This is a genomic window from Thiocapsa imhoffii, assembly GCF_016583985.1.
GTDB lineage: Bacteria > Pseudomonadota > Gammaproteobacteria > Chromatiales > Chromatiaceae > Thiocapsa > Thiocapsa imhoffii.
The window spans coordinates 347,074-359,838 of record NZ_NRSD01000002.1 but is presented as its reverse complement, the minus strand read 5'-3'; the positions used below and the strand labels follow the sequence as shown (position 1 = coordinate 359,838).

Below are 12,765 nucleotides of genomic sequence, written 5' to 3'. Positions count from 1 at the left end.
GCTGGGGCTGGCGAGGACGACCGCGTGGCGGCAACCGCCCCCGCGCGCGCCGCCGAGGTGGTGCGCGCCGGCACCGGCGGGGGCGAACCATCGGGCGGCTGGACCCGCAGCAGCCGACCGGCATAGATCTGGTCGGGTGAGTCCAAATCATTCCACCGCGCCAGGGTGTGCAAACTGACGCCACGGCGCGCCGCCAAGGCGCTCAGGGTGTCGCCCGGACGAATGAGGTAATAGCCATCCGGAACCGGCCCCGTCCAGTCCCAACCACCGACGGGGGCTGGATGTTTCGACGCACACCCCGCCAGCAGGGCGATCACACCCACCAGGATGATGGCGCTGAACCACTTGCGCGGTCGCCCCGCGGACGGCTGTGGCGTGCGCCACGCCTGGTCGGCGCCGCGCGCGAACATCCTCATCGGCGCTCGAATCTCCATCGACCCCATTCCCGCGACTCCTACGACACCCCAGACAACAGCGGCACGAAACTCACTGACTCCAGGAGATCTTGCTCATAGCCCTTGGCGTGGCGCGTCACTCGCACCAGAACCTGTGCATCGGGCTCACCGATCGGCAGCACCATCGTTCCGCCGAGCGCCAGTTGTTCGGCCAGCAGCCGTGGGACACCACGCGCCGCCGCCGTCACCAGAATGCCATCGTAAGGCGCATACTCCGGCCAGCCCAACGCCCCGTCGGCGTGCTTGAAGCGGATATTGCGAAATGCGAGTTGCCGCAGCCGGTCCTCGGCTTGATCGAGTAACGAAGCGATGCGTTCAACGCTGTAGACCCGCCGCACCAACGCCGCCAACACGGCGGTTTGGAAACCGGACCCGGTCCCGATCTCCAACACGGTGTCGGGCTTCGCACGCTCGATCAAGGCCGCCGTCATCCGCGCCACCGTATAGGGTTGGGAAATGGTCTGGCCGTGACCGATCGGCAGCGCCGAGTCCTCATAAGCGCGACTGGCCAACGCCTCATCGACGAAGAGGTGACGCGGCAACCGCGCAATGCTTTCAAGAACCTCCGGATGCTCGATGCCAGCCCCTGCCAAGCGCTGGATCAGACGCGCACGCGTGCGCGCCGACGTCATGCCGATCCCACGCTGGATCAACTCGGCGCTCAGTGGCCCTGATCCAGCCATCGCCGCAGCGGATCCAGTGCGCTGTGTCGTGTCAGATCAACTTGCAGCGGCGTGATGGAGACATAGCCTGCACGCACCGCATGAAAATCCGTTCCCGGTCCCGCGTCTTGTTCGGGACCCGCGGGGCCAACCCAGTAGATGGCGCGACCCCGCGGGTCCCGCGCCGCGATCACGGGCTCCGCCTTGTGCCGATGGCCGAGACGTGTCGCGAGAAAGCCCTTGAGCTGATCGTAGGGCACATCCGGAACATTGACATTCAGAATCACGCTGGACTCGAGCGGGGCCTCGCGCAATCGGCTGACCAACCGCACCGCGACCGCGGCCCCCGTCTCGAGATGCCTCGGCTCGTGCGCCGCCATCGAGACCGCAATCGCCGGCAGACCCAGAAAACGGCCCTCGGTGGCCGCCGCGACCGTCCCGGAATAGAGGACATCATCGCCGAGATTCGGTCCATGATTGATCCCAGCAACGACCAGATCCGGATCCACGTCGGTGAGTCCGGTCAGCGCCAGGTGCACGCAATCGGTCGGCGTCCCATCGACGCGAATGAACCCGTTCAGCATGCGACTCGCGCGCAAGGGGACATCGAGCGTCAGGGAATTGCTCGCACCGCTGCGATCACGCTCGGGGGCCACCACCAACACCTCCCCCAGCTCGGAGAGGGCATCGGCAAGCCGGATCAGACCCGGCGACTGGTAGCCGTCGTCGTTGCTGACGAGAATCTTCATCTTCGCTTTGGCCTAGTGACATCGCTCGTTGTCGCGACCGCGCATCATGCGACACCAGTCGCATGGACCGCGCCGGCACACCCTTGGGGCAGGAGTCGGGGCGGTAACCGCCGCGCCCGTGTACCGCGCTTGCCGCGGCGTGGCCCCGTTGACCGGGGTCGCTTGTTGCTCGGATCCGATCATACTGAAAAGTGACCCCGACCAACATCCTGCGCGCACCAGGTCAGCCCTGCTTGACAAGCGTCGCTCGATCGCACCATGCCGTCGGGCGATCGCGATCCCAGCACGGACCGCGGCCCCAGAGCGTCGGAACGCACTCCCGGTGCGTGGCGCGAATGACGATATACTCTGTTTCGACCAACGCCATGACATCAGCGAGCCGAGGCAGCATTGGACCATGACAGGAGCGGGGTGTCGTGAGGCTGGTCGATCACGCTGACCCGTTGGCCGCGAGATGACGGTTGCGGGCCACCCAGGGTCAATCCAGCAAGATGTATGATGAGATCACCCCGGGCCGCCTCAATGTGACCTAAGACACCAGATCCGAGACCGGACCGAGGCATGAAAAAACACATCCAAGAAGAGGATTTGGCGTTGTTTCGCCAACATGTCCAGGATGCGGAACCCGGCCACTTCGATTATGTCGAGCACCCGCGGCGGCGGCCACCCCCCATCCCGCGGCCACGCCCGCCAGAGCTCCCCGAGTCGCAGCGCCAACCGCATCTCTCCGAGGCCGAGGTCGAGACGCATGAGTTTCTCCAGTTCAGCCGCCCCGGATTACAGCGTCGGGTCATGGCGGACCTGCAACGCGGCGCCTTCAATGTTGAACTCGAGCTCGACCTGCATGGTCTACAACGCGAGCAAGCACGCCTGCTCTTGGCCGAATTCCTCGCCGAGTGCACACGCCGCCGGGTCCGCTGCGCCCTCATCGTGCACGGCAAAGGCTACCGCTCGGCCGCGCAACAGCCGATTCTGAAACAGAAGATCAACTATTGGCTGCGACTGTACGACGAGGTCCTGGCCTTCTGTTCCGCAACACGCCGTGATGGCGGCACTGGAGCAGTCTACGTCCTACTGCGCAACCCCAACAAAGCCACACGCCATCCCTGACAGATCCTGACCTCATGTCCATCCATCACCCGGAGGCCGCCCCAGTGGTGTCGCCTCCGTCCCGACTGGCTCACACCGCACCGGGGCGCCAGGCCCGCCACTCGCCACCGCCCATCTGGTGGCGATCACAGGTTGGTCGGAGCCCCCAGCCGCGGCCGCCGCAGCGCGTGCGCCTCGCGCGCAAGTTCCGCACCCTACCGGCCCTGTTCATGCTGGCTTGCATGCCTCTCGTCCCGGCTTCAGCGGTCTTGGCCAACCCCATCCTGGGGCTGGCTTATCAGCCGTTCGTCGGACAGTGGAGCGCCACGGACGACAACCCCTTCGCCCCAGGGCAGCTCTATACACCGACCTTCAACAGTTACCGCGGTGGCATCGCGCTCGGCACCCCGGGACCGCGGCTCTGGAGTGCACGGCAGCGGATCGACCTATACCTCGACCCACTTGGGCGCCTCACCCACATTCAGGCCGACGGCCACCTGACACTCCATATCGATTCACTCTGGGAACATGGCCCGAGCGCTTGGAGCCAGTCGTTGGTCAAGCCCTTCGAAGGCGCCACGGCGCTGCCGGCCGTCGCGCGCGACCACCAGGGTTCGGTCTATCGTCAGCTTGCCTACCTTGCCGCACAGGCCGACGGGGCGCCCCTCACTCTCACAACCTACGGAACCGGTTTCGATCGCGACAACTGGAGCATCCTCGAAGGGGAGGAGCTGGTCACCTTCCCGGTGTGGGCCGAGCACGAGGTCGCCTTCCACAGCCCGCGGCACCATCCCGAACCCAACAGCGGTGAGCGGGCTGGCGATACGACCGTCACGACCAACACCACGATCGACGAAATCCTCTTTCACTTTCCCGCGACCGCGATCTTCGTGAACACGGCGCCAGAGCGGATCCTCGTCGAAACGCGCGGGACGGCGGGTGAAGACCTGGCACTCACGCAGGTCCAGATGCGGGTTTTCGCGCCGGCTGATCCATTTGCGGCGGACGCAACCCTCAACCCGGCCTTCTTCCTCGGGAATGCCAATGCGCAGATCCCCCTCGCGGCCGCGGCCATCAACGCGCAGGCGGGTGCCACACTCCTGCGGATCAAGCTGGGCGTGCCAAACATCCTGATCGATGACACCTTGGTCAACGAACGGATGCGCTTTGCGATCCGCTCGGCACTCGCGCAGGCACAGCTCGCGAACAGGCACCATCCAGGGACCGTGACCCATCTGATCATCTCCAACGAGTACGCCGAGCCGGTGGCCACGAACGCCGAGCGGCCCACGCCAACCCAGCAGGTGACCGAGATGGTGCGCTTTGCGCGTGACTTGATGGCAGCGGATGGGGCCTTCGCTGGTCTCGGCTTGCGCCTCGGCGTGCGCAGCCATGGGTTTCGCCGGGTCGATCGGGCAGCCACTGACCCGGCAACGCAGACCTTCACCGATGATGTGCGCGCACTCATCCAGGTTGCGGATACCCTGCTGGAGAACATCTACCCGAGCCCCGAGGCCATGGAAGAGGCACGGATCGAGGGGCACTGGGGAGCGTTCTTCGAGCCACGCACCGGCGAGCTGGCGCACCAGTGGCAGCGCTTCGAAGCGACGCTGCGCGCGCTCGACGAGAAGCGGTCGGTCGAACTCATGATTGGCGAAATCGGCCATCCCAGTGATGGCATCCCCTTCAACAATCCGGGCGTGCGTCACGCTTCTGAAACAGGGGCGCTAGACTCGACCCCACCGCTCACCGCGGAGGACCCCCAGGTCCCCGCGGCGGGGATCGCGCTGTTTCGCGCCGTCTCCAATCCGCGCCTGTCCGCCGCCTTCCTCACCGAGGCATTTCAGTGGTCGCATACGAACGGGGTTCAAATCCACGCCTTCGAAGCCTTCGATGAGCCTCATAAAGCCAACCAAAATGTGCCACTGCCGGGACTGAGCCTGGCCGACTCGATCTGGCATCATGCCGGACCCTACGGTGCCGAAGGCTCCTATGGCCTCTTTCGCTACACCGGGGTGGCCGGGAGTTCGGCCACCCCGGTGACGCCCGTACGGCCAGGCGACCGACTGCACGCCGCCTCAACCGAGGCGCACGCCGACGGTGATCCCATCGCCTGGGCGCCTGAACACCGGGGGAACTTCGAGCCCAAACTGCCCGACTTCGACTTCAAGGCCATCGCACATGGATTCATCGACAGGCCGGCCGGCCATTGAACAACTCATCCGCAACATCGTACAAGATCGCTTCACCATCAGGTTCTTGTGGACCCTTCTGGCCTTCGACCTCGCCTTCATGACGGTGATCGCGGCGCGTGCGTTCGGTCTGATCTGGTTTGTCACGGGCACCGGCTACCTCGTCATTGCCACCCAGCTCAGTCTCGTGACCCTGGTTCTGCTCACCGGCTGGTGGCGGTGCCGTTGCCACGAGGTGATGAGTCTCGTGCTCGTGTCCACCATCCTCGTCGCGGCAAAACTCTTTCAATTCCACAATCTGTTCGGGATCAGCATCGGCGCGCGTGTCGGCATCGCTGATCTCGATTTGGCCACCACGGCGATGATCGCCGTGCTGACTCTCGCCGCGCTGCTCGGATTGCTCATGGTGCTCCTACTCGCCATCGCCTGGCGTCGGGGCGACCGGCAGGGCCGCCCCATCCTCCTGCTGATCGGTGCCGCCCTCGCCTTGACCGCCACGGCATCGCTCGCCGCGGACATCATCGTGTTCATCCTCACCCGGCTCACCAGCCTCGACCCTGACCTCCTCGAGCGGGCGGAGCAGGGGGTCGAGCTGATCAGCGCGACCCTGCTGCTCACGTTGACCGTTGGGGCGATGCGCGTCAGCTGGCGACCACAACCGCGGTCACTCCGGTCGCGGCGCTCGCCCACTCCCCCGCTGCGTCTCAAATGGACGCAAACAGGAATCGGACGCCCACGACCGCCGCGATGACAGCGACCAGATCGGCGGTTAGCGCGGCGGCGAGGGTGTGACGAAGACGCCGAATGCGCACCGCGCCAAAATAGACCGCCAGGACATAGAAGGTCGTTTCAGTCGATCCTTGTAGGGTCGAGACGAGATAACCGACGTAACTGTCCGGCCCGATGTCAGGATCCTGGATGATCGCGGCCATCACCCCATAGGCGCCCGAGCCCGACAGTGGCCGTAACAGTGCCATCGGGAGCGCCTCGGCGGGCAAGCCGATGGGCGTGGTCACCCAACCGAGGACCATCACGATCGCATCAAGCGCGCCACTCGCGCGGAGCATCCCGACAGCGACCAGGATAGCAACCAGATAGGGGATGATCCGCAGCGCAACCTGAAACCCCTCTTGCGCCCCCTCGACGAAGACCTCGTAGACACGCACCCGACGCGCGACACCGAAGGCCAGAAAACCCACCATCAATGAGGGGATGATCCAGGGTGAGAATCGCTCGCCCCACAGGATCGCTGCCGGAATCAGCGCGACGATCCCCAACAGGGCACCGAACGACACCCACAGCGGATACGCGCCAGAATCAGCAGGCGTCGCCTCGCACGGCGTCTCGGCCAACGCTGGAGCGCCCGCATCCTCGGCGCGCGCGGCCGGCGGGAGGGAACCCACGGGCGTCCAACGCTGATAGAGGCCGGCAGCGAGAATCGCCGCGAGAGTGGCGCAGAGTGTCGCGAACAGGGTCGTTGGTAAGATCCCGGCGGGATCACTCGAGCCAGCGGCCGCGCGCAAGGCGATGACGCCGGTCGGGAGCAAGGTGATGCTTGAGGTGTTGATGGCGAGGAAGAGCGCCATCGCGTTCGTCGCCGTTCCGGGGTGCGCGTTGAGTTTGTCCAGCTCCTGCATGGCCCGAATACCGAACGGGGTGGCCGCATTCCCAAGCCCCAGTGCATTCGCCGACAGATTCAGGATCATGGCCCCCATGGCGGGATGATCCGGCGGCACCTGAGGGAATAGCCTGATCATGACAGGACGAATCAAGCGCGCAATCACGACCAACATGCCGCCCGCTTCCGCCACCTTCATCAACCCCAAAAACAGGGTCATCACGCCGACGAGACCAATGGCGAGTTCCACCGCCCCACTCGCTGCCGCGAGCATCTCGCTCGAGAGCTGCGCCATCGGGGTCGACTCCCCGGGAGCGACCGGGAGGCTCAGCTCACGCCATGCGGTGGCCAGAAAGGCAACCAAGATCATGCCGAAAAAGATCGCGTTCATGTCAGTTCGCGCCTCGCGTTCCCGATCACCCCGACCGGGCCGGCGGCGGGCGAGCAACCGAGCAGCGCATCCTCGCGTCGGTCACCCGTGCCCAACGATCAGCCCGCGCGGACCGGAAACCCCTTGCGGAATCGAGCCTATTCGCTATATTGCTGCAGAGCAACATCGACCATGAACCCTGTTGTGACCCTGGCCCGCGGCCGCTCAGTCGGCTTTATCTGAGGCAAGCCCATGCTTCGAAAGATTTTAATCGCAAACCGCGGCGAGATCGCGGTGCGCGTGATTCGCGCCTGCGCCGAGATGGGGATCCGCTCCGCGGCGATCTACTCGGATGCGGATCGTCACTCACTCCACGTCAAGAAGGCCGACGAGGCCTACAGTCTCGGCAGCGATCCCCTAGCCGGCTATCTCAACGTCCACAACATCGTGAACCTCGCGTTGGCCGCGGGCTGCGACGCGATCCACCCGGGTTACGGTTTTCTCTCCGAGAACCCTGAATTGGCAAGCGCCTGTGCACGGCGCGGCATCACCTTCATCGGACCCAGCGCCGCCGTGATCGCGCGCATGGGCGACAAGACCGAGGCACGGCTCGCCATGCAGCAGGCCGGGGTCCCGGTCACCCCGGGCAGCCCCGGGAATCTTGACAGTCTCGAGGAGGCTCTGCAGTGCGCGGAGCAAGTCGGCTACCCGGTGATGCTCAAGGCCACCTCCGGAGGCGGCGGACGCGGCATCCGCCGCTGCGATGACCCGATGGCGCTGCGGCGCAATTATGAACGGGTCATCTCGGAGGCGACCAAGGCGTTTGGCCGCGCCGAGGTCTTTCTCGAACGCTGCGTCGTGAATCCGCGCCATATCGAGGTGCAGGTGCTCGCCGATCATCATGGCAACTGCGTGCATCTCTTCGAGCGTGATTGTTCCATCCAGCGGCGCAATCAAAAACTCATCGAGATCGCCCCCTCTCCCCAACTCGACGAGGCGCAACGCCAGTATGTGAATGGGCTCGCCGTCCTCGCCGCGCGCGCGGTGGGCTATACCAACGCGGGCACCGTCGAATTCCTGCTCGATGACGACGGGCGGTTCTATTTCATGGAGATGAACACCCGGATTCAGGTCGAACATACCATCACCGAGACCATCACGGGTGTCGACCTCGTCGAGGAGCAGATTCGCATCGCCGCGGGCCTGCCGCTGCGCTTCAAACAACACGAGATCGCCCGACGGGGCTTCGCGATTCAGTTTCGCATCAATGCGGAGGATCCGAAGAACAACTTTCTGCCCAGCTTTGGGCGGATCTCGCGCTATTACGCCCCGGGCGGCCCGGGCGTGCGCACCGACGGCGCCATCTATACTGGCTACAGTATCCCACCGCATTATGACTCGATGCTCGCCAAGGTCATCGTTTGGGCACTCAATTGGGACGACGTCCTCAATCGCAGCCATCGTGCGCTGCGTGACATGGGGCTCTATGGCTTAAAGACGACGATTCCCTTCTACCAGGCGATTCTCCGTCACCCGGAGTTTCGCTCGGGATGCTTCAACACTGGCTTTCTCGAGGCCCACCCGGAACTCCTGAACTATTCGACCAAGCGCCGTCGCGAGGATTTCGCCGCGGCGGTCGCCGCGGCGGTCGCGGCACATGCTGGCTTGTAAGAGGATTGACCCGTGCCGAAAATCAACATCACCGACGTCGTACTCCGCGACGCCCATCAGTCCCTGATCGCGACCCGCATGCGCACCGAGGACATGCTCCCGATCTGTGGGAAGCTCGACGACATTGGTTATTGGTCGTTGGAATGCTGGGGAGGCGCGACCTTCGATGCCTGCGTGCGGTTTCTCAAGGAAGACCCCTGGGAACGCCTGCGTCAGCTGCGCGAGGCCCTGCCTAAGACCCGTCTGCAAATGCTCTTGCGTGGCCAAAACCTGCTCGGCTATCGCCATTATTCCGATGACGTGGTGCGCGCCTTCGTCACCCGCTCGGCCGAGAATGGCATGGATGTCTTTCGTATCTTCGATGCGCTGAACGATCTGCGCAATCTCAAGACGGCGATCGAGGCGACCAAGGCGGCGGGAAAGCACGCGCAAGGCACCATTTGCTACACCGTCAGCCCGGTGCACGACATCGCGGGCTTCGTGCGGATGGGCAAGGAGCTTGCCGCGATGGGTTGTGATTCGATTGCCATCAAGGACATGGCCGGCTTGCTGACGCCCTACGTGACCGCGGAACTGGTCAAAGCCCTGAAGGACAGTGTCGATCCACCGCTCCACCTACACTCCCACGCAACCTCGGGCCTGGCCGACATGTGCCACCTGAAGGCAATCGAAAACGGGTGCGACACCATCGACACGGCCATCTCATCGATGGCGGGCGGAACCTCGCACCCGCCGACCGAAAGTCTGGTGGCCGCCCTGCGGGGAACAGAATACGACACCGGTCTTGATCTGGAGGCGATCCAGGAGGTCGGGATGTACTTCTATCAGGTGCGTAAAAAATACCATCAATTCGAAAGCGAGTTCACCGGAGTCGATACGCGGGTACAGGTCAATCAGGTTCCGGGAGGCATGATCTCGAACCTGGCGAATCAGTTGAAGGAGCAAAACGCGCTCGACCGCATGAGCGCGGTCCTCGAGGAAATCCCACGGGTGCGCAAGGATCTTGGTTATCCGCCGCTGGTTACGCCCACCTCCCAAATCGTCGGCACCCAAGCGGTTCTCAATGTCCTGACCGAGAAGCGCTACCAGACCATTACCAACGAGGTGAAGCTCTATCTCCAGGGCCGCTATGGTGCTGCCCCGGCGAGCGTGAACCCGACCCTGCAGCAACAGGCCATCGGTAATGAAGATCTCATCGACTGCCGCCCGGCCGATCTGCTCCAACCGGAACTCGCGCGGCTGGTCGCAGACATCGGCACCCTCGCGACCAGCGAGGAGGATACGCTGACCTTTGCGATGTTTCCCGAGATCGGACGCTCATTTCTCCAGCATCGCGCCGACGGCACCCTCCATCCAGAGCCGCTGGAACCGCCACCCAGCGCGGTTGGAGTCCAATCGGCCCCCACCGAGTTCAACATCGCCGTACACGGTGAAACTTATCACGTCAAGGTCACGGGCGCCGGACACAAGGGTCAACTTGAGCGCCATTTCTATCTCGATATCGATGGGATCCCGGAGGAAGTGGTCGTCGAGACGCTCGACGAGGTTGTGCTCACGGGCGGTGCCGACGGCGCCGTGCAAAAGGCCATTACCGGCAAGCGTCCGAAGCCCACCCAACCGGGCGACGTGACCACCTCGATGCCCGGAAATATCGTCGATGTCCTGGTCAATGAGGGGGACGAGGTGCGCGCGGGTCAACCAGTCCTGATCACCGAGGCGATGAAGATGGAGACGGAGATCCAAGCGCCGATCAATGGAACCGTCACGGCGGTCTACGTGGCCAAGGGGGATGCGGTCAATCCAGCAGAGGTTCTGGTGGCGATCACGCCGAGCTGACATGACGCGCCGCATCCCTTGAGCCCCTGGTGACGGGACCTGCGCTCAGGTCCCGTCACCGGGACATGCGACTCACCAAACCGACTCTCCCGCATCATGGGCCGCGGCCAGCGCGCGCCCTCGCCCTTCGTCCACCCAAAACGCGATCACCAAGGCGCAACCGAACAGCAGTGCGCAGAAGAGGATCGCCGTTTGCAGACCAACGAAGACCTGCAGCAGACCGATCGCCAGTAAGCCGAACATCCCAGCCAGCTTCAGAGACAGCCCCCAGAAGCCAAAAAGCTCACCAGATCGCGAGAGTGGCGAGAACAGCCCGACCAGCGTGCGCGTGGCCGACTGACAGGATCCAAGACTCAGGCCGGCCACGCAGCCGACGATGAGAAAGACGAACTGCGCGGGCCAGTCCAAACCGAAGCGATCGAATGCGAGGCGACTGATCTGGGGCGTCGCATGGATGAGAACAATCGCGAGCATCCACATGATCAAGGTGATGCGATAGGTCTTCAGCGCCCCCAAACGATCCTGCAGGAAACCAAAGCCGAGCGCACCCGCCGCCGCGGTCACCTGCACCAGAACGAACATCAGGGTGCGCACCGACTCCTCCCAACCGATGACCTGCGCGCCATAGATGAAGGCATAGGTGATCACGATGTAGATCCCGCTCATGGCGAAGAAAACCGAGAGGAAGAGCACGGCGAGATCAGGATGCGCGCGCAGGTGCGCCAAGGTGTGCGCGACGCGCGCCAGTCCCATGTGCAGATAGCCCTGCCCGGGCGGCAGAGCACGTGCCCGTCCAGGTTCGCGCAGCCACAGAAAGGTCGGAATCGCGGCAACCAAGAAAAAGGCCGCGGCCCAGGGTCCGACCCAGCGAATCCGCTCGAAATTCTCCGCGCTCACCTCGCCGAGCATCAGCAACACGAACACGGCCGATACCATCCCGCCCACATACCCCAAGGCCCACCCAAAGCCCGAGATCTTGCCGAGATCCTCCGGCGGACCCAAGGCAGGCAGGAAGCTCGCGATGAAGGCCTCCCCGATCGAATAGGCAAAGTTCGACAGGATCAGTAAAAGCACACCGAGCAGCACATAACCTGGCGCGACGAAATAGAGCATCGCCGTGGTGATCACGGTGAGGACATAACTCGCGAACAGAAAGCGCTTCTTGCTCGCGGTGTAATCCATGATGGCACCGGCCACCGGCGAGCAGACGACGACCAACAGATAGCTGGTGGCCAGCGCCAGGCTCCACAGCAGGTTGCCGAGACGGTAATCGGGGGCATCACCAACGATGATGCGCGTGAAGAGGTCGCCAAACACGACCGTGATGATCAGGAGCGTGTAGGCCTGGTTGGCGAAATCGAACATCGCCCAGCCGAGGATTTCACGCCGCGGGGCCCGCGCGCGGGGCGACATGTCAGTCAGTCCGCCGCACGCTGACCCACAGGAAGGTCTCACCGCCAATGTCGCGATCGACGGCTTCCTCCACGGTGAGTCCAGCGGACGCGAGTTCGCGCATCAATTCCGGGACCGAAACATGGCTGTAGAAGAGGGATTGCCCCATGAAATCGAGATAGCCATCGAATCGATCCGCACCTGTGTAGTCACGGGTGGCGTAGGTGAACAAGGCGACCCCATCCGGACGCAGCCATTCGCGCATGCGCGCGAACAATGCGGGATGCTCGGCACTCGGGATATGGAAGAGGCTGTAGACGGCGGTGATCGCATCGAAAGAGGCCGACGGAAAACGCGCTTCGCGGAGATCGCAGCAGACCCTGTGCATCGCCGGAACTTCACGCTGCGCCAGCGCCAGCATGGCCTCGCAGAAGTCGACGCCCGTGACCTCCCAGTGTCGCTCGATGAAGGTCCGCGCGACCGGTTCCCCGGCGCCACATCCGAGATCCAAGAGACGGCCGCGCGCGGGCACGCGACGCAGCAAACCCTCGAGCACATCCTGCATATCGAATGATGCGCGCTGGGCATCGTAATGCTGCGCGAATGCGGAATAGGCCGCTTGGATCTGCGCCACATCCAGGAGTTTGCTCGCCTCGGGAGTCGTCATCGACACCTCACCAGGAAATGTGCGTTGAAGGCATGGAGTTCGCGCAAGCGCACTCGATTTAAGA

General features: G+C 63.9%; 11 protein-coding genes. 5 read left to right on the top strand and 6 right to left on the bottom strand.

Going from position 1 to position 12,765, the window contains the following annotated elements; translation table 11 throughout:
• The 3 genes from CKO25_RS04045 to surE all read right to left on the bottom strand — a co-directional run.
• Positions 1-416 (bottom strand): LysM peptidoglycan-binding domain-containing protein (locus tag CKO25_RS04045; RefSeq protein WP_242467380.1); only part of this gene is annotated, 416 nt, incomplete at its 3' end.
• Positions 417-454: 38 nt separating this feature from the next.
• Positions 455-1,138: a protein-L-isoaspartate(D-aspartate) O-methyltransferase gene (locus CKO25_RS04040; RefSeq protein ID WP_242467379.1), complete on the bottom strand. Its 684-nt coding sequence runs from the start codon at positions 1,136-1,138 to the stop codon at positions 455-457.
• Positions 1,117-1,866: a 5'/3'-nucleotidase SurE gene (gene surE / locus CKO25_RS04035; RefSeq protein WP_200386627.1), complete on the bottom strand. Its 750-nt coding sequence runs from the start codon at positions 1,864-1,866 to the stop codon at positions 1,117-1,119. The genes CKO25_RS04040 and surE overlap by 22 nt, the downstream gene beginning before the upstream one ends.
• 561 nt (positions 1,867-2,427) lie before the next feature.
• Between surE and CKO25_RS04030 the strand changes: the two genes are divergently transcribed.
• The 3 genes from CKO25_RS04030 to CKO25_RS04020 are packed head-to-tail and all read left to right on the top strand — an operon-like array spanning position 2,428 to position 5,898.
• Positions 2,428-2,976: a Smr/MutS family protein gene (locus CKO25_RS04030; protein ID WP_200386626.1), complete on the top strand. Its 549-nt coding sequence runs from the start codon at positions 2,428-2,430 to the stop codon at positions 2,974-2,976.
• Positions 2,977-2,990: 14 nt separating this feature from the next.
• Positions 2,991-5,168, top strand: a complete 2,178-nt coding sequence (locus CKO25_RS04025) for a hypothetical protein (RefSeq protein ID WP_200386625.1) — start codon at positions 2,991-2,993, stop codon at positions 5,166-5,168.
• Complete coding sequence (locus tag CKO25_RS04020) at positions 5,137-5,898, top strand: hypothetical protein (RefSeq protein ID WP_200386624.1); 762 nt, start codon at positions 5,137-5,139, stop codon at positions 5,896-5,898. The genes CKO25_RS04025 and CKO25_RS04020 overlap by 32 nt, the downstream gene beginning before the upstream one ends.
• Here CKO25_RS04020 and CKO25_RS04015 read toward each other — a convergent pair.
• Complete coding sequence (locus CKO25_RS04015) at positions 5,852-7,156, bottom strand: spore maturation protein (RefSeq protein ID WP_200386623.1); 1,305 nt, start codon at positions 7,154-7,156, stop codon at positions 5,852-5,854. The two genes, CKO25_RS04020 and CKO25_RS04015, sit on opposite strands and share 47 nt — an antisense overlap.
• Positions 7,157-7,387: 231 nt before the next feature.
• Here CKO25_RS04015 and CKO25_RS04010 point away from each other — a divergent pair, with 231 nt between their 5' ends.
• Positions 7,388-8,806 (top strand): acetyl-CoA carboxylase biotin carboxylase subunit, encoded by a 1,419-nt coding sequence (locus CKO25_RS04010; RefSeq protein WP_200386622.1) that lies wholly within the window; start codon positions 7,388-7,390, stop codon positions 8,804-8,806.
• A 12-nt stretch (positions 8,807-8,818) separates the two neighbouring features.
• Positions 8,819-10,642 (top strand): sodium-extruding oxaloacetate decarboxylase subunit alpha, encoded by a 1,824-nt coding sequence (gene oadA / locus CKO25_RS04005; protein WP_200386621.1) that lies wholly within the window; start codon positions 8,819-8,821, stop codon positions 10,640-10,642.
• Between the two features lie 72 nt (positions 10,643-10,714).
• Here oadA and CKO25_RS04000 read toward each other — a convergent pair whose 3' ends face one another.
• Both CKO25_RS04000 and CKO25_RS03995 read right to left on the bottom strand, forming a co-directional pair.
• A complete protein-coding gene (locus tag CKO25_RS04000; protein WP_200386620.1) occupies positions 10,715-12,055 on the bottom strand; it encodes an MFS transporter in 1,341 nt (446 codons plus the stop codon).
• A gap of 1 nt (position 12,056) precedes the next feature.
• On the bottom strand, positions 12,057-12,701 hold the full coding sequence (locus CKO25_RS03995; protein ID WP_200386619.1) for a class I SAM-dependent methyltransferase: 645 nt from the start codon (positions 12,699-12,701) through the stop codon (positions 12,057-12,059).
• Positions 12,702-12,765: the final 64 nt, after the last annotated feature.